The following is a 21,686-nucleotide window of genomic DNA, read 5'->3' on the forward strand; positions in this document are numbered from 1 at the left end:
GAATATAACAACGCAAGGATCGCGCATGAATCCCTTCAACAGAATGACCGTTGTTGCCGCATGTGAGGTGGTTGGCGATGGGAATTCGCATAACGACATGGAAGTCCTCGAAGCCCAATGGGGCATTTCAGGTCGTTGTAACGCATCGAGCAAGTCAGGGCGTGTGGCAGCGCTCGCGCGAATAGCAATTGATGAAGACCTTGAGGTGATGACGGAGAACGGCCGCGTCCCTCTCAGCCGAGCCGTCGTTGAATCGGCTCTCAAAGTTTCGGAACGAAACCGCAGCGAGGATAGCTGGACAAAGCTTGTTTCCGGTTTGCGGTTCGACGGATTCGAAATCATCGAAACTGAGACCGAAGTGCCACCGCGTATACGCGGGTCATTTCCACGGACAAAGACCGTAAGAACGCTTGCCCGAATGCTTCCTGAAGATGTTCCCGAGCTTGATTTCCGGGAGGCGGAAAGTGAAGTCGTCCAGCTTCTGGAGCGGCACGGATTTACAGTGGCTAAGGGGCACCTTCAATTGGCGCTTTCAGCCTTTGAGCGTGGAGCGTGGTCGTCGGCAAACGGGGAGCTGCGAAAACTTTACGAGAGCTATCTCGATGAGATTGCTGAAAAGCTTGGCTATCAGGGAAAAGATGACAGCAAAGGCAAACGGGATTTTCTCGGAACAGTGCAACCGCCCTTCCTGTTGGAGGATTACAATGAATGGAACTCTAACAATCAAAAACCCCAGTATATTCAGGGGTTGATGAGCAGGATGCATCCGCACGGAGGTCACGCTGGCCTCTCCGAAGAAGAGGATGCAACTTTCCGCCTTCAAATCACGTTGGTAACCGCGAGGCTGCTTCTTCGCCGGTTCGACAAAAGAACTCGTTGACGAGCGAGGCTCCGTGGAGATCATCCCTTTCCAGACCAATTTGGGCAGCTTCGAAACGTGGTCGTCGGTATACGACCTCGCGAACTACCTGATGTACCAATGGCCCACCCAAACCGATGTAATGATCTCAGCCCCGATTTTTAGGCTTTCTATTAGGCATCGGCTAACTGGAGATTGCTAAGACCGCCTTGGGTTTAAAAAGGGAAATGGGGTCTATGCGCGCGTTCTTGCAGCCATTGGAAAAATATTTGTCATTCGGGGCGATCGGTGGCCTGATCGGGGTTTGCAATGACATTGCAACACCTCTCGCGGGGTCGAACATCTACGGCGTGATGGCGGGCGTTGTTGCCCTTGTCCTCGGCTTTCTGGCTGCTGGCACGCTAGGCATTCGCAGCGATATAACCAAGGGTCTGCTCGGGGTCGGCGCGATCATGGCCGCGCTTAGCCTGTTCTTCCTGACGCAAGAGCCAAGCGGCCCAAATGAGGGTGATACTGGTTATTTGGCTTCCCGCTTCTCGATTATCGAAAAGGCGCAGGGCGAGCTTGTTAAAAGGCTCGGCGACATTCATGAAGAAACGGTGAAAATCGCCGACAACACGTCGAAAATTGCCGAAAATACGGACGATCTTCGCGGTTTCTCAATTGATGAAACCCGTTTCGTTCAAGCACTGGACAACGGCGACAAGCGCACGGTCGCATTGGCTTGCAAGTCCGGTATGCGGGCCTCAAGCTTCATCTTCCATGGCGGCATCCATGGCCGCGACGGTCCCGATGGCACCTATAGCGACGACATGGTGTCGTTCCTCATGAATCAGAGCTGCGTCAATGCCGAAAAGCTGTGTCCCGAACTGTTCCGTATGAAAACCTCAACCGACTTTCTGGCTGGCCCTGGGGCTCGGTTCGCGCTCCTTGATCGCGTTGGCCTCATCTGCGGCGCGAAAGTGCGAAAGCAGGTTGCTGACTGGCAGGAAGGCGATACAGCTTATCGTTGATAACGGAAATCAACCGCTCTCGGGGCGGCTTCTTCTGACTGCCGATAATGATCAATCTCACAAGAGCGCGCCCAATTGGGTTTCGCCGAACCGTGTTCAGGGGACGTCCTTCGCGGACGATGGCGATGTGAGTTCCTGGCGGTTTTATGCCGATGATCCCTTATCAGGAGCAGCATAAATTAGGCCACATCATTGGGACGGCCAGCTGCCGATCACGGAGAGAACCGCGGGCCGCGAGTGGCGGCGCGCAGCTATCAGCCCAAGGAGGCGTGAGACCAGGTATTCGACGTCGGCAGGCGGTCGCGAAGGTCTACAGCGACCTAGAATCCTCAAGGCGGATGACGAGGAGCGTGCGAACCGTCCGGCGATCCTTAACTTCGCAGGCCAATACCAAGCCAAGGTACTAGACCTCCCTTCCATCAACGCCCACGAACGGATGTAATTCCGGGCTATTCCCTATAGCGGCCGGAAGTGTATGGTCTGCCGATCCAACCTGACATGAGGTATTCGGACGATGCTGATCGCCGTCACGAGCAACAAGAGCGGTCGCCTCCCGGACAATCTTAAACCCGGTAGCAGCTGGCGCGAGGCTTTCAGGCAGTCCGAGGACCTTTTGACGGCTGCCGCCTTCGGACGGCTTACCTACCTGGAAGGCGGTGTACTCTGGAGCGTGCTCCGCTCTGCCTGTGGCAACGCGTTGCCCGACTTTCGCTTCGCCGAACTCGTCACGGCGGATTTTTGGCCATGGTGGAGCGCCGCGGGAGGAGAGGGCCGCGTGCAGCCCGACGTCGTGCTCGGTTTTTCCGTCGGCGATCCCGCTATCCGCATCGACATCATCGTCGAGGCCAAGCTTCGACCCCACTCCGCGCAGTCGGCAAGGCAGTGGCGCGGCCAATGGGAATCCTATCACGAGGCAAACGGAGAACTTCCGATGGCCGACGCAGTCTATCTGATGGCGATCGGCGGTCTCGGCGTCGACGCGGACAGGACTGCCGAGAAACTGATAAAGCAGAACGGCGACGATGGCGTTGAGATCAAGGCCGTTGCCGCCAGTTGGGACCAGATGCTCAATGCGGTCCACGCCCGCATCGGCGTTTCGAAAATCGTTCCCGAGAAACGTATCCTCTCCGATATCATCGAGGCTATCGCCCTTGCTGGTTACAGACGACTGACCCTTTTAGACAGTCTTCCGTCACTGCCGCTCCATGCGGCTGGCCGAAGCATGGGAGCATTGTTGGATTACGACTTCGGAGGATACGAATGACCGAAGTAAAAGCGAGTCTCGCGGATGTCAGGGCCGCCTATCGTTTGATCTGGGCCTACCAGAAGAGAGCGCTCGACACTGTCAGGTTGGTCCAGGAGCTATTCCGTGGCGTTTCCTTTAAGGCATGGCGCAGCAATCTCGGCAACGGGACACCGGCGAGCCATGTGACACCGTTCGGACGCGATGACGCTGACTTCCTACCGATCTACGGGACTTCCTTCCTGTTCGCCAAGCCATCAGTCTCACCCGGCCACCCTCGTGAAGGCGATTGGATGCTCGAAATCCGCATCGTTACCGATGACGGGATAAACAAGCACCTCGAACAAACCCCCCTTGGCGTGGACCCTTTCGACAAATCTATCTTCGTCGATCCGGCCGAGGCGAAGTCCCTCCTTATTTTGATCGTCTGGAAATCGGTCGAGGACCAAGACGAAGGCACGGACTGGGTCAAGGGTATCTGGAACTACAACGAGTGGCCGAGCGACGAATCCAAGGCGAACGGGGATGTCATGATCAACGAGTACGGATCGATCCATTCGTTCCAGGTCGAAGTTCCTCTGCACGACCTCGCGTCTCGAGCCGACATCGAGGCCTTCGTGCGGCGGTCCAAGCTAGTCTTTAAAGACAAGCTTGGCCTCGACATCGGGCTCTGACCGTTAACCCCTGAAATCGCGGACAGGCGCGGTGCCGTGCACGGCGCGCCTCTCGTCGATCACGCGAAACAGGTAGTCAATGGGAGGAAGGTTTTCTTCGTATGACCATCCGAAACTGCCGGAGGGATGCAGGATGTGGGTTGCGACCGCACCGTATGAGTCCGACCAGTTGATCACGTGGGCTTCGAAGGGGCGTTCGCCCACCTTGTAGGCCCCTTTGATCGCGATGTCGTGAGGCTTCTTCCTCCAGAGTTGGCGACCGCACACCAGCACGATCTCCGCTTCCACGCGCTTGACAAGCTCGCGGTACAGCTGGGGCGCAGCGCCGTCCCATACATGAGATGGAGGGCGTTGCTTTGGCTTCCTCGCGGCGATCACGGGGATGTAGTTGGCGAACACGACGCTGTTCCAGAACGATTCCCTGCCGATCCTATCGAGGCTCTGACCGAGCTGTCGCGTTACCAGGCGCTCGACCATCGAAAACAGTCGTGAGTGCGATCCGAGCGCGCCGTTGACGTGACGCCTGACGACCTCCTCGGTCAGACCCGGAACCTCGGTTCCGATCTCGGTTTGCTTATGATGGTGGGCCTCGCCGAGGACGAGCAGCCTCGCGCCTCCGAGCGAGTTCTCTTCGTATCCGTAGTCCTTACCTCTCCAATATTGCGGCATTCCCTGATTACTCCTTTAGGGGTTTTAACACCCTTAAACCGCTTTCTATGCCCGATCGCACCCATCGGTCTTGAAATCTTTTTCGGCTCCCTGGAAGCGTGCCTTCAAATGCAAAATCGGGATTACTTTCCAAAAAGGCTTTGCGGATTATCAGGTTGATCCCAGCTATGCTGTATGGTTGACACAAAACGGTGATTGAATGGGTGAGATGTTATCGCCAGCGGGAGAACTCAGGACACGCGAAGTTGTTCGAAGCGGCTCTGCATCCCCGCCTTCGATCTCGTCGTACAAGACGAATGACGCGAGGTCGATCCATTCCCTTAGCGTGGATATTTCGTGGTCATACCCCTCGGGGACATTGGGCTATGGATCAGAATGCCGTCGCATTTGGCGGCCTCGCGGATCGCTCGGTGGGTGTTCATCAAAGAGACGGCGACCTCCTCCATATGCCCATATGTCTCGACCATGGCTCCAAAAGCTGGGCCAAACGGAATACGAGGAGTATAAAAGGCACCTTTCTCGCGACCGAGCGCCAACGCGATTTTATCGAGAGCTTCTTCGCTGACCGTCTCGCCGCGCTCGACCCTTTCCACTGTCGAAACCGACACGGTGGCGAAGTCCGAGAGCGTCGAGACGACTGCGTGTGCGGAGAATGCCCGACCTTCACCAACCTGAAAATCCTTCAGACGCGATAATTGTCACAGAAGGGTTGGCCGCGTCCGCTTTCTCACCCACAGTTCCGACGTCCTCGCATTCCTCCCGTTTCCCGGCGGCAAGCACGTAGCCTTTGTGCGGGAAAGCCTTTGTCGGTGAGACCTGTCCTATCGGCGGGTTGTCATCGATGCATCGGATAGCTCACCCACAATACCAGTCACGTTTTGCTGGACTTCCGGAAACATTCCGTCAGGTTGATCCAACTCGGAAGGTGACAGGGTGGGACGTCTAACGTGGCTGGCGCGATTTATACTATCAAGCTCGGAGCGGATAACTATTTCAAGCAGGAATGCCAGCAGCTGAAGATTGCTGGGCTGATGCTGGACAAACCCTATTTCGACGCCTGGTCTGCGGGTGATCGTGATGCTCATCTCGCTGTTCACCTAGCGCGAGCAGACATGGAACAAAGCGAATCCACGATAAAGTCGGAGTCAACGCGGTGGTTCAACTACGCGACGAAGATCGCCAATAGCGTCGATGACATCTTCATCAATATCGATGGGGACTCCGTAACCTGGGCACGGTCAATATCCACGACGTCCAATAAGATGGTTGCCGGAGAGCCAGTTCTTGTGCCTCACACCCATCCGACCTCGGGAGCCGAAATCATCGCGGTCGGCGCTCGGGTCAACGGTTGGAGCGACTTAACTGCCAGCGGCGTGAAGCTCCAGCTCAAGACGATCCACAAGCGTGCCCAGGACTACATTGTGAAGTTGTCTGCGTTATCTCCAATCGCGGATGACGACATGAGGCTCTACCTCGAAACCCTGCTGATGGGTGGCGATGTTTCTCATTGGCACAAGCGGCCCGACTGGAAGCAGCGGCAAGAGGGCACGACAGGGAATTCGCTGGTCATGAATTCCTCGCTCCTTCAAAAGGGGATCACCGAATTGGTGATGTCCATCAAGGGAACGGTGGACTGGTCAAACGGGCAGCGGGTTCTCAATAAATTAAAGGACAAAAAACTCGAGGGCTGCACCCTCGAACAAATGGCAGCCCACTTGGAAAAACTGTGGTTCGAGCAGAAAGGCAATTGCAAGTTGACGGGGCTGAAAATGCACCTACCAGGTCAGCCTGGAGAGATCAAAGACCTCCTGGTCTCCCCGGACCGGATAGATAGCAACGGCCACTACACGCTCACGAATGTCCAGCTTGTATGCCGGTTCGCAAATTTCTGGAAACTGGCGAGCGATGATCAGCGGTTTCGCGACCTATTGGATATGGTCGTTCAACAGAAGATCGAAGACCTGGGAATTTAGCCCTTCCGCCTTCACACGATCGGCGGAAGGCGGGACTCGTGATTCAACGCGAGCGCTGTTCACCTTGCACCTTGACCACGCGCACTGCGCCGTTTCGAATTCTTCGCTGTGACAGAGATGGCAACAATGCGCCACAACCAGACGCGACGATTGCGCAAAAGCGTTCGAAAGTGGTGAATTGTTGCTGCGGTTGATATAGAAAACCTTCGGTTGTTGACGTTGCCCTAGCCGTGGTGAAGGCTAAGGACAAGTGCAGGCGCGTTTGAGGAATACATGTGAGCATAGTTGTATACGGAGAGCGAGCAAGCCGAACGCACGAAAACCAGATGCTCCAACAGTTCTTGGAGCGGTTGGAACCCCAGTGGGCGGCCAGCGACGATTGGATTGTCGTCATTGCCAACGCTTATTGGAATGGAACTGAAATTGACGCGGTATGTATCCTTCCGTCCGCGATTTTGGTTGCTGACTTCAAGAGCCACGGTGGCAAGCTGACCGGCACCGAAAATGGTCCATGGCAGGCTGACGGCATCCTGGTGAAAGGCGGCAGCAAGGCAAATCCATTTCAACAATTGCGCGACAACAAGTTCTCCGTGCTGAATTGGTTGACCTCCCGCACGTTGCTTCCAGGTCGCAACCTCGGCCATATCTCTGCCAGTGCCATGTTCTCTGGTCGTATCGTCGACGAACTCGAACTTCCGTCCAAGGTTCGCTCTTGGCTGTATCCGACGGACATCGACACCTGCACGACCTTGCTGAAAAGCCTCGGGTCTCCTGAGTTAAGGATCGAGCGAAAGGAAGCACAGGAAATTGTCCGTAGGCTAGGCGTCCCCATAATCGAGTGGACGTCCACACGGCCTTTCATCCGCTCAATCGAATCGAGCTTTGTAAAGCCCGAGCACCTGCCATCGGCAACTCCTCATCAGCAAGAGGCGCTCCAGGCGCTATGTAGCTGCGTTTCCTCGAACGAAATGGTTAGTTTCTCCGTTCTCGGTATGACCTCTACAGGCAAGAGCAGAGTTTTGGCTTTGGCAGTCGAGGAAATTAAAAGAACTGGAAAAAAAGTTATCGTTCTAGAGCCCAACCGCCGTCTTGCCGACGCGGCCGAGGTCGAATCCACCAGCATCTATTCTTATCTCTACACGGGGAGCACCGATGAGGAGGAGGACCAGGATGCTGAAGCGGAAGAGAAGAAGCTAAAAGTCATTCCGTTGCGACCGTGCGACGACCCGGAGGACTGTGTCTACCTGCTCGATGATGCCCACTTGCTGGGCAATTCCCGCTTCAACACGCCTGACGGAAAGCAATACGGTAGCGGCCACCTGCTGGTCGATTTTTTCGATTTCGCTGAGATCGGCAAGAGCCAGCGAAAAGTCGTTTTCTTCGGGGACCATTATCAGATGCAACGCTCCGCAGACGAGGAATCTGCGTTGCTTGGAGAATTCCAGAAGAGGCGGGGTTTTAGGCACCAGTTCTTGGAGCTCAACCAGGTGATCGATACGACTGGCGGCTCCGCCAGACTAGCGAATGCAGAACGCCTTGTGAACGCCATTCGTTCGAAGCGGTTCTCGGAATTGAACCTGTCGATGGACGACGGCTTCCGGCAGTCGGATAAACATGGCGCTGCTGTCGAAATGCTGGAGCACTTCCGTTCCGATCCGCTTTCAGCTTGGTATCTAGCCGAGACGCATGCCAAGACCAATGCATTGACCCTATGGGTGCGCGAGCGCCTTCACGGCAGGAAGCTTTTGGCCAGTGTCGAACCCGGAGATATGCTGGAAATCTACGTGAGGCCGGACGTTCGCGATCCCCTTGAACCGGGCATATACAGGCAAATTGACGGCAGGCATAAAGTGGTGCGGGTCGGCGAGAGAGTCGGATACTGCCAGGGTCTAACTTGGGCGACGAAAAATCCAGTCAGGTTTCATTCGATTGCTTGCAGTGTCGGGAACCTGAACGAGGCTAAGATAACCTTGCTCGAGGAGTTTCTGACGGCAGAAAAGCCTGAATTGGAAAAGGAGACCGCAGTCGCCGAAAGCGTATGGCGACGCGAAATTGAGAAGGACCGCAGACAAGCTTTGAAAGAAGGGCAGCAGGAAGTTTTAGCGCCAAAGCCTCAGCCGCCAGATTTCGTCTATGCACGATATGGCTACGCCTCTACGGTTCACCACGCTCAAGGCATGTCCCAGCCGATTTGCTACATCAACTGCGACCATGCCGCAGGCCGTCATTCGGAGGGATACTTTCGCTGGCTTTATTCTGCGCTGACTGTCGGGGAACGCGAGTTGGTGCTAATTAATTTCACTGAAATCCATCCGTTTGATTCCGCAACCTGGAATGCGAGTGCCGTCACGGTTGCCAAGGACATCGCGGTGGGCGCGGGCTGGTCGTTTGAACCCAATGGCATCGCCGCCGAGAGAGACTTGCAACGTGCTCTGCCGCATGGGCTTGATCAATCGAAGGACATTTCCAGGTCGGCTGCGATCTGGCTCCGGATAACCCATGCTGTCGAGAGTGTGGGTTGGCGGGTGGGTAAGGCAGATTGCTATCCACACCAAGAGCAGTACGGCTTGGTCGGACCAAACGGCGAGCAGTGCAAACTGCGTGTTTCATATAACGGAAGAAACTTCGTCACGGCCATGCATGTCGACGATCCGGCGTTCTGGCCACTACTGACCGAGGCGGCGGCAGGTTGTTTGCAGACCAATTCCCACACCCCGGAAGCAGATGACTTACTTCGATCAATCCGTTCTCGGTATAGCAGAAAGGGATGGCGGCTCGTTTCCCACACAGAGACTCCATATCGACTGACAGTCACCCTTGCGCGGAACACTGATGAGCGTGTCGTCATAGAGGTCAATTTCGATAAGCAGGGGTTGGTTTCCAGCCTGCGCCCACGCCAAGTGAGTGACCTGGGACTACTCGAAGAGATCAAGAGGATGCTCTTGTGAACGAGTGGGACGTCTTCAAGCAAATCAAAATCATCGTGACCGACCTTGTCGCAGGATTGGAGAGAAACCAAGCTGTCAACGCGCGTCATGTGGATGCGATAATGGATTGGATGAGGAAGTATTATCGGCTCCAGCCAAGCGTTCCGGATGTGGCCTGCTCCGCCATCCTCGGACAGTTGACGAAAGTCGGACCATACCTGCCTAAATTCCCCGACATTATCAGTTGGGTCGGAACCGGCGGCTTGAGATCGGAGGATTGGAAGCCCAACGAATTTGAAGGCAAGATGTATCCGTCCCTGGCAATAAAAATAGCCCGCGCATTATGCAAATGGGTCAAGACACATTCTGATGCCAGCAACAGCCAGACAGACATGGCGCTTGAATGGGCGGAACGCGTCAGGGAAAAGGCTACGGGAGATGATGCGCTCTGGCTGAATTGGGACGTTGCCATACTGTTGCGACGCAGGGGTGAATTCCAACGTGCCGCTGAGCTTTTATCTGGCGTCATCAAGTCCAAGCGCAATGAGTTCTGGGTCTGGGCGGAAGCAGGCCGGCTATATCAATCGGAACAATCGGAGTTGGCTTTGGCATGTTTCTGCCGCGCGCTGGAATGTCCCGCCGAACCGAAGTTTCTTGTGCGAGCTCATGAGGACCTTGCCGAATTGTTGGCAAGCCAGGACGAATATGCGCAAGCCAGTCTAGAGATCAATACGGCCATCGCGATCCGCGAAGCGGAGGGCTGGCCGCTTGGTCGCAAGCTCGAGGGTTTGCTTGCCAAACCTTGGTACGACCCGTCTGCAGAAGGAGCCGAGGAGCCAAAACCCTTCTATGCGCGGCATTCGTCAGCCGCGCTTGCCCTCTGCTTCGACGTTGTCGAAACGAAAGCTGCGACTTGTCTCGGCGTCCTCGTTCCGCATTCGCCCGCTGAAGCTCACCCGGATCGGAGGCAGAAGCTCTTGATGCGGTTCGCAATCAGGGACGATGAGGGCGTCGCCTTGAGCATGGTCAGTCCCAAGACTAGCAAAATGAGATTTGAGGCCGGGTCGCCGTTGACGCTCTTGATCGGTCGCCAGCATCGCGATGATCGGCGGACCATCATCCACGTTGCGACCCGTGGGGATGGGACAGAGTGGGATTGCCTCGAACCATCCATCGGTGTGGTCGTCCGCGAAGCGACCGACGACAATTCAATGAAGGTTTTCGTTGATGGCACGGGAGCTGAAGCGGCTGGGAGCGTCTTCGAAGACAAATCCCTACGTATCGGCGATTGCGTCCGATTTGGGGTAGCCAGAAACCCGAAGAACGATCGGTTGGATGCGTTCAACGTGAAGCGGCACGACTCGGCCACCAAGAGCGTAAGGCTTGTACAGGGCCAGCTCCGTCGCAATGACAAGGGATTTGCATTTATAGACGATGTCTTTGTCGCGCCCTTCTTGGTCGATTCAGTCGACAGTGCGACTGTTGACGTCACCGCGTTAGCCGTGTTTGGCAAGCATCCATCAAAAGGTGATCGAACTTGGCGCGCGATTTCCTTGAATGCTACGCCGCCCAGCGTTTGAAAATTCCGACCCAGTTGTGCCACTTGGTGGCCACTTACGGATAACTACAGCGCGTCCGTAACGAGCCTTCTGACGTTTTCATCCATTGCGAAACTTTGGAGACGCTCGAGCGTGCGAGGGCTGGTTACGACATCACGTCTAACGATGTCGAAGTCGAGGAGGTGATTGATAGCAGGTGTCTTCACGTTGACGAAGGCCATGGATTTCATCGGCCGGACAATCATGTCAGGTTGCAGGAATGGCCCCAAGGTCTCGGCCAGCTGTTCCGCATTTCTGGTGGTCACCGCTAGTTCACAACCGATACCCTTGAACTTGTGGATCAACCGAACGCTGCTGCCGCCGTACAGGGGAGGGAAGTAAATCCAGCTGCCGTCCTTTCCGATGACATCCGGCTTGATGAGACGGAGTTGTGGAAAGTCGGACGAGGCGACCGCCCAGTAATTCTGGTAGAATTCCATCATCGCGACATCGGGCGATTTCACATACCCCTTCCTGTAATCCGCTATCGCACTTTCGAAGACATGACGCTTGAAGGCGAACTCGGGATGACCCGCAAGGAAATCGACCACGATTTCGTAAGACAGGTTTGCATCAATTTGCGATGAATGTTCGGCCGCCAGAGATTCGTAGTAGAATCGCGGCGACATCAGGATCACTTTGAAGCGCTGCCACTGTCCATTCAGGATGCCTGCCTTGCCGCGCATGCGGTAGCGTGCGAACTGACGATCCATCAATGGCGCTCGGACCTTGTTCTCGACAAGGATGCCGCATCTGCCTTCAGCGCACTCCACCACCAACTCGATGTCGGTTTCGCCAAGCGAGGTTTCGGCAACCGATCGCCGGATCGCAACAGGGGCAGCATCGCGCGGTTCTGCGGCGACCGTCAGGATCATCTCGAGGAACTCGCGCGAACTATAAAGCAGGTCCATTGCCAAGACATCAGTGACGACCTCGTCAACCCGAGCAATGGTGTCGAATGTCAGGTAGCTCATGGTTGGCTCCAAGGTAATTGAGCGAACTTGACGTCAACAACCATCGAGCGCCCTTGTCCGCGATATCAATGTCCGACCGTACAGGTAAACGGTCTCTACATCTGCGCGGCCTCGGCACTGCCGACCCTGTGCCGTCCTGTATTCGTAGGATACCCGCACGGTGTCCTTCGTTGAAAGCGAGGTCCCCGTCAGCTTCATGGGTACAGACTGTCAATCGGCGTCCAAAATTGGCTCTGACGCAGTTTTGGTGGTGATGGATTTTATCCCGCGCCGATGACGCGGGCCTGGAGGAGGTCGATCTTTCCGCGGCCATACATCTGGCGTTTCACCAATTTGAGCTTGGTGATCTGCCCTTCGGTCTGGCCATTCGACCATGGCGACGTCATCGCGGCGCTGACGGCTGCACGGTCCTTGACGACGCCGTTAGCGAAGGACGCGACCAAGCCTGTTCGAGCTTTCTCCAACCATGGATCGAGATCAGTGATGGATTTCTTGCGGATCATCGTCTGGAAGGCGGCGATCGCTTCCCGCGCCTCAACGAGCAGCGGCCGTCGCGCATCAATGACAAGCCGAACAGGCTTTCCCACCAACGGCAGGTCAGCCAAGCGTCGTTGATATCGACTGTGGATTCGTTCCGACCTTGTTCCGCAGACCGGGCAAAGGCTTGCTGTGCTCGCCGGACGAATTGCGATCAACATGACCCCGTCATCAATGGCTGTATTGTAGACCACAAAACCGCGAGGAACGAGCGTCGACGACCGGAGCGAATGACCCATGGTGCTGATTCCTTATGTGAAACCAACATCAGCCAGCACTCGATTTCATCAAAAGTGAGTCAGAGCCAAATTTGCACGCCGGAACACATTCACTCGGCGGTGCGCGCTCGGCTGACTAGCCCTCGCGAAGTGGACTCGGCGGATATTACATGCACACCGCCACGCGCCAATTGTGTAATTGTCTTCGCGCACAACTTCCATCAATCAAGCACCCGATTCCCCTGCTCGTGTTCCGTGGAGCGCTCGACCCAGCATACCACACCCGATTTGGTTGGACGTCTCTGGGGACGACGCACCTTTGGCGTGGAGAAGCTTGCGACTTTGCTGGCAAATCCTCTTCCGAACGGGTATCTCGACAGAGACAGTCAACAGCACCGTCGCCCCACGGATGCAGTCGAGCCTCTCCTACGGTCGTGTGACGATACAGCTGGTGCATTCTCTACTCGCAGGCGCGCCGACCAGGAGATTAGTTTCAGCATCTGGCGCTGAACGACTCTTGAGCGCGCTTAGTACCCTTTCTTAGTGGCGGTTTCCGCTGGACGCATAGGACTATGAACTTGGCTCGATATAAAGCTGACATCGCGGGGGGGGCATTGAAAATTTACGAGTCACGCTTGGTCGCCGGGCTGCTCCTGGAAGAGGTCACCGCCGAGAAGTGGAAGAACGCAATAGAAATCGAAAATATTCTGCAAAAAACATCAATAAACACAGCGAAACGACAAGCGGCGCTTTTAAAATCGCGCCTGCAGAAACTTAATCGGGAAGGCTGGCAGCTCGTTCATGGCGGAAGCAAACCTGTGGCAACTCAAGTTGCTTTTGCGGCGGCAATCGCCCACAGCAACTTGCTTGCGGATTTCCTTGATATAGCGGTGCGTGACCGCTTCCGCACAAGCCACCGCACTCTGTCCCGAAACAACTGGGAGACCTTCGTTGCCGGATGCCATGAACGCGATGCAGAGATGTCCGATTGGTCGTCATCCACCGTGAACAAGCTCGGCGACACTGTTTTCCAGATTCTTTCGGAAGTTGGATTGTTGTCAGACGGGAAAACGACAATGTTGCAACCGGTCGCCTATGAACGAGCGGTGTTAGACATGCTCAAACGCGGCGGCTACGACCACGTGATCCGATGTATGCAGGTTTTTTACTAATGAGTCTTAGGCGGCGTTTAGACCAAATTAGAGACCGGGTCATTTCTCGAGATTTTTTAGAAGGCCGTGGCTTAGGCAAGGAGGTACCCTTCTATGCCTTCGACTATCCAGCGTCCGACGAGGAAGCCGTCGCATCTTATGTGACGTGGCTTGTTGAAGACATTAATCGCAAAAACGGCATATCGATCGTCGAGGTGAACCTTCTTGCTTTGATCCGCACGATGTTGATCGGCCGCGGAATCTTTGAAAAAGCAATCAACATGGAGATGTCCAAAGGGCCGAAGGGGCTTCTCAGTGCCCTGAAGGGGCCCTTGGAGTCAGGAAAGGTTGCAGACGCAGTCCTTGCAGCGAACGAATCCGCCGATGTCTTGTTCCTCACCGGAATCGGGCAAGCCTATCCCATGGTAAGAGCACACAGCCTTCTGAACAATCTGCAACCGCGTATCGGAAACACTCCCGTAGTGATGTTTTTTCCTGGGCGCTTCAATGGACTTTCGTTACAGCTTTTTGGCGACCTTCAGGAATCTTCCTACTACCGGGCATTTAAATTGGTGGACTAAAATATGGACATGAAGAACATCTTTGAAAAAGACATCAATCGCCCGATCAACGGCGTCATCAAGGCTGACCAGAGCAATGAAGCCTATAACGAACTTGATGAATATGTGCTAACCAAAGAGGTTGATGCCCATCTCCGCAAGTTCGTCGATGTATTTATTCGGGGCCTGGATAGGAAATCTGGGTCGCCCAATGAAATGGGCGTCTGGATTTCGGGTTTCTTCGGGTCAGGGAAATCCCACTTTCTGAAGATTCTCTCCTATCTCCTCGCCAACAAGCCAGTTTCAGATGATCAGCATTCGGCAAGGACCCCGCTCGAATTCTTCCTTGATAAAGTTACCAAAGATGCTGCTTTCACTGCTGATTTGAAGAGGCTCGCAGGGGCCAAAACGGAAGTCATTCTTTTCAACATCGACAGCAAGGCGGAGCAAAACCATAACCGGGATGCCATTCTTCAGGTGTTTCTCAAGGTCTTCAATGAGCATGTCGGATATTCCGGGGATCATCCGGAAGTTGCTCATATGGAGCGCTTTCTCGATGAAAAAGGAAGGTATGAGGAATTCATCGCGGTGCTGCGCGATGAATTCGCTTTAGACTGGCGAGCGGACAGGGATTCCTATCAGTTCTATCCCACTGAAATTGCAGGAGCACTAAGCAAGGTTCTAGGACAAAAGATCGAGGACCCCCAGGCGTGGATTGACAACCTCGAAAAGGGGCTGAGCCTGAACGTCGACAATTTCGCAAGATGGGTGAAGCAATACATCGACACGAAAGGCATGGCTCAGAGGCTGGTATTTCTCGTCGACGAGGTTGGCCAGTTTATTGGGGGCCAGTCAAAACTGATGTTGAATCTGCAGACCATCACCGAGAATCTGGGCACCGTTTGCGGCGGACGAGCTTGGGTCATCGTCACGTCCCAAGAGGACATGGACGCCGTTGTCGGTGTTTCTCATGACAAGCGACTCGGGACGGATTTCTCCAAAATCCAGGGCCGGTTCGCGACCAGACTTTCCCTATCCGGCTCCAACGCGGACGAGGTCATTCAGACTCGCTTGTTGAAAAAGACGGGCGAAGCGGCCCATGAGCTCAAAGCTCTCTTCAGCAGAAAGGGCGATATTCTAAAGAACCAGATCACTTTTCGCGATGCCGGTATGACCCTGAAAGGGTTTGCTGACGAGGACAATTTCGCGAAGTGTTACCCGTTTCCGCCTTACCAGTTCCTGCTGGTGCAGAAGATGTTTGAAGCAAGCCGCCAGTTTGGCGCGGCGGGAGGGCATCTTTCCAAGGGTGAGCGTTCCATGCTGGATGCCTTCCAAACGGCGGCGAAAGCGCTCCAACGGCAGCCCATCAGTGCGCTTGTCACACTGGACGCCTTCTACCCCTCCATAGAGAGCTTCCTGGAAGGAGTGGTGCGGGTTGCCATTAATCGCGTGAAATCCATCTCGGGCGCAACGACGTTTGATGAGCGTGTACTGAAAACACTTTTCCTGATCCGCTATATCGAGGAGGTCCCTGGCAACATCGACAACCTCATTACCTTCTTCCTTGATGAGGTTGATGCTGACAAGAGAGCGCTTCGGGAGAAGATAGAAGAGAGCCTGATCAGGCTTGAGAAAGAAACCTTGATCAGCCGCAACGGCGAACTCTATTTCTTCCTGACCAATGAAGAGCGAGACATAAATAAGGAAATAAAGTCACTCGATACCAGCCCATCGGAAACCCAGCGGCTACTTGGCGAGATTGTGTTCGAGGACGTGCTCAAGGACCTTCGGCGCTATCGATACCTGGTCAATGGCAAGGACTTCGACATCGTCAGGCTGTGCGATCTCATTCCGTCTGGCAACCGCTCCGAGGGCGGTTTGGTGCTATCAGTCGTCACCCCAATGGCGGTTGACTATTCCAGCTTCCATGACGCTCGATGCCTCCAATTGAGCATGGAAGGCGAGGTAGGCCAGGTGCTGATCCGTTTACGCGATGATGCGAAGCTGGCTGAAGAGATCGCAACCTACCTGAAAACCGAGGCTTACCTTCGCCTAAAGACGGATGGGTCCCTGTCCCAAACGGTGAAACGCATTCACGACGACAAACGTGCTGAAAACGCACAACGCAGAAAGCGGATTGACACGACGCTCACGACAATGATGGAGGAAGGAAAGTACTTCGTCCTCGGGAGTGAGAAGCTTTTCTCGGGATCGCCCAAAGCTGCGGTCGAAAGCGCTTTCCATTATCTGGTCGAGAATGCGTTCAAGAAGCTTTCCTACATCCAGAAGTCGCCGACCGCGCCACTTGAAGAAATCCGCCGTGTGTTGAGCGATTCCAATGGCGAGGAGCTCGATCTTCTGGGCGGCAGCCAGAACGGCAAAGCCCTCAAAGATTTGCTCGACTATATCGATCTTTTGAGCAGTCGCAGCAACAGCATCAATCTCGGCACAATGGTCAATGAGCGCTTTTCGCGGTTCCCCTATGGCTGGAAGGAGCTGGACACGGTTCTTTTGGTTTGCCGCCTTTACAAGGCCGGAGAGATCGAACTGTCGGCTGGTGGAGCCAAACTACAGGCAAACGAAATCTATGCGCAGCTTGACGGTTCCGCGAAGTGGAACCGGGTAACGATCTCGCGCCGCAAGACTGTCGAGAAGGCTGATATTCTAGCCGTACGCAAACTTGCTCGCGACCTCTTCGAGAAGACTGCCCCGGAAGGCGAAGACGACCTTTTCAAATACTTGAGCGAAATGTTTGCCGCTGTCGCATCGAACCTGCAGGCCTGGGCCGGTCTTGCAGAGAATGGCACCTACCCCGGACGAGACGAGATTGCTGATCTCCGAGGATTCATTGGCAAGCTGCAGTTAAACCGGGACAGCTATACCTTTCTCCGTCACGTGAAAGCAAACGGTGACTCCTTCGATAACTTCAGCGAACGCTATGGTCGCCTTCGCTCGTTCTATGAATCGCAAAAACCCCAATGGGATGCTTTGCGGCACGCTCATGACCGCGAGTTCAAGCCTAATGATTTCTTTCTGCGCAAGGACCCGGACGCCCGGGCTGCGCTCGTGGCTGTCCGGTCCATTTTACATGATCCCAAACCCTATGGACGGATTAAGGAATGTGCCCCGCTTATCGAGATTCTGAGGATCAGAAACGAGGCCGTAGTCGTAGAGCAGCGTGCGCAGGCGTTGGGACTCATCAATCCGCTAATCGAATCTGTGAAAGCGGACCTCGACAAAATCGGCGTTGAACCCACCTTCTCCAACACCTGCCTGAAGCCGCTGCAGGATATCCGCAAACAGGTTGAAGCAGAAGTGGACACCGGTCGAATTTCGACATTGGTGACGCAGGCTCGCGAAGCCGAAGACGAGGCGCATGACAAAATCGAGATTGCCGTCAATGCCGCCGCGAATCCGGCGAGCACCGTGCCGACGGACATAGCGGAACCTTCTGCGGCCCTGCCTGTCATTCCGCAAACTGTTATCAAGTCTCCAGAGCTTTTCAAACCGAGACGACAGATACGCGCGGCACAACTGAACAAGCGGCCGTATCTCGAGACACTGGCCGATGTCGACGCCTATTTGGCGGCTCTCCGCAACGAGCTGGAAGCTGCTCTGCTCGCCAACACCCGTATCGAAATTCTCTGAAAGTCGTCATGCCATGACCATCAACCGGACTGCCCTCAAAAACTATGCACCTCAGGCTCGGCTCGATTTCATCCAGGCGATGACTAACCGTGCCGCGCAATTCGGAATCACGAAGAGCGGTGTCTCCAAAGGAGAGCTTCAGGGTGAGCTGTTTATCGTTGAGGGTAAATCCTTTTCAAGAGCGGTAGGCAATCAGCGAGAAAAGCTGGTTGAGCGCATCAATCAAACGTCCTTTGAGCAGGTTATCGAGGCGGTCGCCTATACGTGGTTCAACCGCTTTCTTGCCATCCGCTATATGGAACTGCACGGGTATTTCGACCATGGATATCGCGTTCTTAGCCATCCCCAAGGCCATAAAGAACCAGAAATCCTTGAGGAGGCCTTGCACCTCGACCTGCCAGGCTTGAAGCGCGACCTGATTGTCGAAATGAAACTCATGGGCACGCAGGATGAGGCACTCTACCGCAAAATCCTGATCGCGCAGTGCAACGATCTCTATCGGGCAATGCCGTTCCTATTCGAGAAGATCGAGGACGAGACTGAGCTACTGCTTCCAGAGAATTTGCTGCAATCGGACTCGATCATTCGTAAGCTGGTCGGTGCGATTGATGAGGCTGAATGGAACGATATCGAGATCATTGGCTGGCTGTACCAGTTCTATATCTCGCACAAGAAGGACCAGGTTATCGGCAAGGTCGTCAAGTCAGAAGATATTCCGGCAGCGACACAATTGTTTACGCCGAACTGGATCGTCAAATACATGGTCCAGAATTCGCTCGGCGCGACTTGGCTCGGCTCTTACCCCGACAGTGCCATTAAAGGCACAATGGACTATTACGTCGACCCAGCGAAACAGACATGGGAGGTCAGTGAGCAATTGGCAGCGATTACGCCAAGATCGCTTGATCCCGAGGCGCTCACTCTAATCGACCCCGCCGTCGGCTCGGGCCATATTCTGGTTGAAGCCTATGATCTGTTCAAGGCAATCTACATCGAGCGCGGCTATACCGCCAAGGAGGCTGCGCGACTGATTTTGACTAAGAACCTTTACGGTCTCGATATCGATGACCGAGCAGCACAAATGGCGGGTTTTGCTCTGCTAATGAAAGCACGGGCCGATGATAGTAGCCTCCTGCGCGATCCACCAATGCTGAATGTACTGGCGCTTCAGGAAAGCAATGGGCTGAACGCGGATGTTATTATTGACAACCTAAAGACACAGGTCCGCATTGAACTCGTGCCGCCATCCGATCTGCTGCCGGAGACGTTGTCTCAGCCCATTCTGGCAACAACGCCAGACACCTGTTCCCCAAGAGAGGCTATTCAAGGCATTCGCGCCCTTTTGAAAGCTTTTCGGGACGCCAAGACGTATGGTTCGTTGATTACACTTCCGCATGAGGTTGTCGAGTCGTTGCCTTTCATCGAGGACCTATTCCAGGAGCCGGCCCCATCTGACTTGTTACGCCGAAAGCCATATCAAGCGGCTATCGAACTGCTACGCGTGTTTGTGCATCAAGCGAAGGTCTTGGGACGACTTTACGACTGTGTCGTTGCCAACCCACCTTACATGGGAGCGGGAGCTATGAACCCGAAATTGAAAGCATTCTGCACCAAAGAATTTCCGAGCCATAAACTAGATACATATTCGTCATTTGTTGCTAATTCCAAAAATAAAACAAAAGAAGGAGGAATATATTCTCTTATCGTCATGCATAGCTGGATGTTCGTATTCAAATACGAGTCGATGCGAAAGGATATTCTAGATAATAACACCATATTAAATTTGTCGCATATAGGAACACGAGGGTTTCCTGAAATAACCGGCGAAGTTGTTCAGGCCGTGGCGCTTTCAGTTCGCAACAATTCTTGTCGGAGATTTCTTGGGAAATACATTGACCTGACGCCTTATTCTGGGGAAAATAAGGGTGTCGCCCTTAGAAACCGAAGTGCAAGAGAGTATCAAAAATCAGCGGAAGAATTTTCTCTGTTGCCATCCGCTATACTTTGTTACTGGGCAACAGATCGCGAACTGGAGCTTTTCCGTCGGGAGCCCGCAATCTCATCTGTAGCTGAAGCACGGCATGGGATGGTTACAAGCGACAACGATCGCTTCCTCCGCTGGTGGTGGGAAGTTTCGACCGAAAAGATTCGCACCGGTTGCGACACTCGAGCGCTTGCGGCCGCTTCAGGCGGGAAATGGTTTCCATACAACAAAGGCGGTAGCTACAGAAAGTGGTACGGAAATATAGGACTCGTTGTAAATTGGGAGCACGACGGTGCTGAAATTTTCAAACTCGCTACCGATCTTTATGGCTCTCCGAGCAGAAAGCTTCCAAGCCAAGAGTTCTATTTTGCGCAAGGCTTAACATGGTCTGCGTTGAGCAGTGACAATGTTTCCTTTCGATTCAATGGTCCCGGTTATTTGTTTGACTCAAAGGGCAGTTCATTGTTTTTGTCGGACTTCGACGAGTCCAAAATGCTGTATTTGATGGCCTTTTTAAACAGTCGTAGTGCGGCGCGACTTCTCAATCTTCTATGCCCGACTCTCGACTACAATGCGGGTTCTATCGCGAAACTCCCACTGCCACCGGTATCGCCCAACCTAAAGGCTGATATCGTAGGCGCTGCGCGAGAAATTCGAGAAATGGCCAAGGAAGACTGGGATTTTTCAGAGATTTCTTGGGACTTTCAACACCTACGATTAGATTCGCGAAATGCCTCAAACTGGAGCGTGGCTTTATCGCAATGCCGCGAAAGCGCGCGGAGCCGGATGCTCGACGAAATCAACAAATGCGAGAACATTTTCCAAAGCGCTCTTCGATTAGACGACGATATCCTTCCCACTGAGGATGTCAGAGACCTCGGGTTTCAAGACACTAATCCTGCCGAAAACTTCAAATCGCTCGTCTCGTTTGCCGTCGGCTGTATCATGGGGCGGTATTCTCTGTCTGAGCCTGGTTTGATTTATGCCAAGGGGAGCAATGTTGGTTTTGAAAGCCCTCGCTACGGTGCATTTCCCGCTGACGTCGATGGTATCATTCCGACCACAGAGGAAGGATGGTTCGAAGACGACGCCGCCAATCGATTTGAGGAATTTCTAAGTGTCGTGTGGCCAGGTTCAAGCGTTTCAGAGAATCTTGCCTTTTTGATCGATGGCTTAGTCAAAGGACGGGCGGACGATCCCCGCGCCGATCTGCGGAGCTACTTCTCTAAGAGATTCTATTCCGACCATCTGCAGACTTATAAGAACCGCCCAATCTACTGGATGTTCTCGTCCGGTAAGCAGAAGGCCTTTGAATGCCTAGTTTATCTGCATCGCTACAATGAGGGCACGCTCGCCCGCATGCGCACCGAATATGTCACCCCGTTGATGGGCAAGATGCAGGCTCGTATCGAGGCTTTGGAAAGTGAGATCACGCAATCATCATCGTCCGCCGAGAAGAACCGCAAAAACAAGGACGTTACGAAATTTCGCAAGCAGCTTGAGGAGCTTCGCGCATTCGACGAAGAGCTGCGTCATCTTGCCGACCAGCGCATCGCACTCGATCTTGATGACGGGGTCAAGGTGAATTACGGCAAGTTTGGAAATCTGCTCGCGGCCACAGACAAGGTTTGCGGCAAGCGGGATGATGCGGACTGAAT

Annotated in this window: 14 protein-coding genes and 2 pseudogenes; 11 read left to right on the forward strand and 5 right to left on the reverse strand. The window is 54.2% G+C overall.

Translation table 11 applies throughout. The features are described 5' to 3' along the window. The first annotated feature begins 25 nt into the window (after positions 1-25). The 4 genes from RlegSU303_RS06715 to RlegSU303_RS06730 all read left to right on the forward strand — a co-directional run bounded on the left by RlegSU303_RS06715 (position 26) and on the right by RlegSU303_RS06730 (position 3,789). Complete coding sequence (locus RlegSU303_RS06715) at positions 26-880, forward strand: hypothetical protein (protein WP_018070467.1); 855 nt, start codon at positions 26-28, stop codon at positions 878-880. Between the two features lie 215 nt (positions 881-1,095). Further along, complete coding sequence (locus RlegSU303_RS06720; RefSeq protein ID WP_018070466.1) at positions 1,096-1,872, forward strand: hypothetical protein; 777 nt, start codon at positions 1,096-1,098, stop codon at positions 1,870-1,872. 514 nt (positions 1,873-2,386) lie between these two features. Further along, on the forward strand, positions 2,387-3,136 hold the full coding sequence (locus RlegSU303_RS06725; protein WP_018070465.1) for a hypothetical protein: 750 nt from the start codon (positions 2,387-2,389) through the stop codon (positions 3,134-3,136). Continuing rightward, positions 3,133-3,789: a hypothetical protein gene (locus tag RlegSU303_RS06730; protein WP_018070464.1), complete on the forward strand. Its 657-nt coding sequence runs from the start codon at positions 3,133-3,135 to the stop codon at positions 3,787-3,789. The genes RlegSU303_RS06725 and RlegSU303_RS06730 overlap by 4 nt, the downstream gene beginning before the upstream one ends. 3 nt (positions 3,790-3,792) lie before the next feature. Here the strand turns inward: RlegSU303_RS06730 and RlegSU303_RS06735 are convergent, their stop codons facing one another. Together RlegSU303_RS06735 and RlegSU303_RS06740 are read right to left on the reverse strand one after the other, a co-directional pair. Further along, on the reverse strand, positions 3,793-4,458 hold the full coding sequence (locus RlegSU303_RS06735; RefSeq protein ID WP_231283595.1) for a hypothetical protein: 666 nt from the start codon (positions 4,456-4,458) through the stop codon (positions 3,793-3,795). Positions 4,459-4,778: 320 nt separating this feature from the next. Next, on the reverse strand, positions 4,779-5,066 hold the full coding sequence (locus RlegSU303_RS06740) for a hypothetical protein (protein WP_130827629.1): 288 nt from the start codon (positions 5,064-5,066) through the stop codon (positions 4,779-4,781). Positions 5,067-5,405: 339 nt separating this feature from the next. Here RlegSU303_RS06740 and RlegSU303_RS06745 point away from each other — a divergent pair, with 339 nt between their 5' ends. The 3 genes from RlegSU303_RS06745 (at position 5,406) to RlegSU303_RS06755 (ending at position 10,938) form a co-directional block, all read left to right on the forward strand. Next, positions 5,406-6,431: a hypothetical protein gene (locus tag RlegSU303_RS06745; RefSeq protein ID WP_018070461.1), complete on the forward strand. Its 1,026-nt coding sequence runs from the start codon at positions 5,406-5,408 to the stop codon at positions 6,429-6,431. Between the two features lie 326 nt (positions 6,432-6,757). Beyond that, on the forward strand, positions 6,758-9,379 hold the full coding sequence (locus tag RlegSU303_RS06750) for an NERD domain-containing protein (protein WP_018070460.1): 2,622 nt from the start codon (positions 6,758-6,760) through the stop codon (positions 9,377-9,379). Continuing rightward, positions 9,376-10,938: a tetratricopeptide repeat protein gene (locus tag RlegSU303_RS06755; protein ID WP_018070459.1), complete on the forward strand. Its 1,563-nt coding sequence runs from the start codon at positions 9,376-9,378 to the stop codon at positions 10,936-10,938. Before RlegSU303_RS06750 ends, RlegSU303_RS06755 begins: the two co-directional genes overlap by 4 nt. A gap of 44 nt (positions 10,939-10,982) precedes the next feature. Here RlegSU303_RS06755 and RlegSU303_RS06760 read toward each other — a convergent pair whose 3' ends face one another. From RlegSU303_RS06760 to RlegSU303_RS34320, 3 genes and pseudogenes are all read right to left on the reverse strand, one after another. Beyond that, the gene (locus RlegSU303_RS06760) at positions 10,983-11,930 is read right to left on the reverse strand and encodes a hypothetical protein (protein WP_018070458.1); all 948 of its coding nucleotides are present in this window, start codon (positions 11,928-11,930) and stop codon (positions 10,983-10,985) included. 260 nt (positions 11,931-12,190) lie between these two features. Then, positions 12,191-12,472 (reverse strand): annotated as a pseudogene (locus RlegSU303_RS06765) (transposase); the annotation flags it as partial. Between the two features lie 60 nt (positions 12,473-12,532). Beyond that, positions 12,533-12,706 (reverse strand): annotated as a pseudogene (locus RlegSU303_RS34320) (ISL3 family transposase); the annotation flags it as partial. Positions 12,707-13,299: 593 nt separating this feature from the next. On the opposite strand from RlegSU303_RS34320, the gene RlegSU303_RS06775 reads away from it, so the two are divergent. Genes RlegSU303_RS06775 through pglX form a run of 4 tightly spaced genes read left to right on the forward strand, consistent with a single transcriptional unit; the run spans position 13,300 to position 21,684 of the window. Next, positions 13,300-13,857, forward strand: coding sequence for a DUF1819 family protein (locus RlegSU303_RS06775; RefSeq protein WP_231283596.1), 558 nt, complete (start codon positions 13,300-13,302; stop codon positions 13,855-13,857). Beyond that, positions 13,836-14,417, forward strand: coding sequence for a DUF1788 domain-containing protein (locus RlegSU303_RS06780; protein WP_231283597.1), 582 nt, complete (start codon positions 13,836-13,838; stop codon positions 14,415-14,417). Before RlegSU303_RS06775 ends, RlegSU303_RS06780 begins: the two co-directional genes overlap by 22 nt. Before the next feature lie 3 nt (positions 14,418-14,420). Continuing rightward, positions 14,421-18,044, forward strand: coding sequence for a BREX system P-loop protein BrxC (gene brxC / locus RlegSU303_RS06785; protein WP_231283598.1), 3,624 nt, complete (start codon positions 14,421-14,423; stop codon positions 18,042-18,044). Further along, the gene (gene pglX / locus RlegSU303_RS06790; RefSeq protein WP_231283599.1) at positions 17,965-21,684 is read left to right on the forward strand and encodes a BREX-1 system adenine-specific DNA-methyltransferase PglX; all 3,720 of its coding nucleotides are present in this window, start codon (positions 17,965-17,967) and stop codon (positions 21,682-21,684) included. Before brxC ends, pglX begins: the two co-directional genes overlap by 80 nt. The last annotated feature ends 2 nt before the right edge of the window (positions 21,685-21,686 follow it).

It is taken from the genome of Rhizobium sp. SU303, from assembly GCF_021052345.1.
Taxonomy (GTDB): Bacteria; Pseudomonadota; Alphaproteobacteria; order Rhizobiales; family Rhizobiaceae; genus Rhizobium; species Rhizobium laguerreae.

Excerpts from the sequence above, each read along its gene's own strand:
- RlegSU303_RS06715 (WP_018070467.1), top strand. The coding sequence starts at position 26 with ATGAATCCCTTCAACAGAATGACCGTTGTTGCCGCATGTGAGGTGGTT.
- RlegSU303_RS06720 (WP_018070466.1), top strand. The coding sequence starts at position 1,096 with ATGCGCGCGTTCTTGCAGCCATTGGAAAAATATTTGTCATTCGGGGCG.
- RlegSU303_RS06725 (WP_018070465.1), top strand. The coding sequence starts at position 2,387 with ATGCTGATCGCCGTCACGAGCAACAAGAGCGGTCGCCTCCCGGACAAT.
- RlegSU303_RS06730 (WP_018070464.1), top strand. The coding sequence starts at position 3,133 with ATGACCGAAGTAAAAGCGAGTCTCGCGGATGTCAGGGCCGCCTATCGT.
- RlegSU303_RS06735 (WP_231283595.1), bottom strand. The coding sequence starts at position 4,458 with ATGCCGCAATATTGGAGAGGTAAGGACTACGGATACGAAGAGAACTCG.
- RlegSU303_RS06750 (WP_018070460.1), top strand. The coding sequence starts at position 6,758 with ATGCTCCAACAGTTCTTGGAGCGGTTGGAACCCCAGTGGGCGGCCAGC.
- RlegSU303_RS06760 (WP_018070458.1), bottom strand. The coding sequence starts at position 11,930 with ATGAGCTACCTGACATTCGACACCATTGCTCGGGTTGACGAGGTCGTC.
- RlegSU303_RS06780 (WP_231283597.1), top strand. The coding sequence starts at position 13,836 with ATGTATGCAGGTTTTTTACTAATGAGTCTTAGGCGGCGTTTAGACCAA.
- brxC (WP_231283598.1), top strand. The coding sequence starts at position 14,421 with ATGGACATGAAGAACATCTTTGAAAAAGACATCAATCGCCCGATCAAC.
- pglX (WP_231283599.1), top strand. The coding sequence starts at position 17,965 with ATGTCGACGCCTATTTGGCGGCTCTCCGCAACGAGCTGGAAGCTGCTC.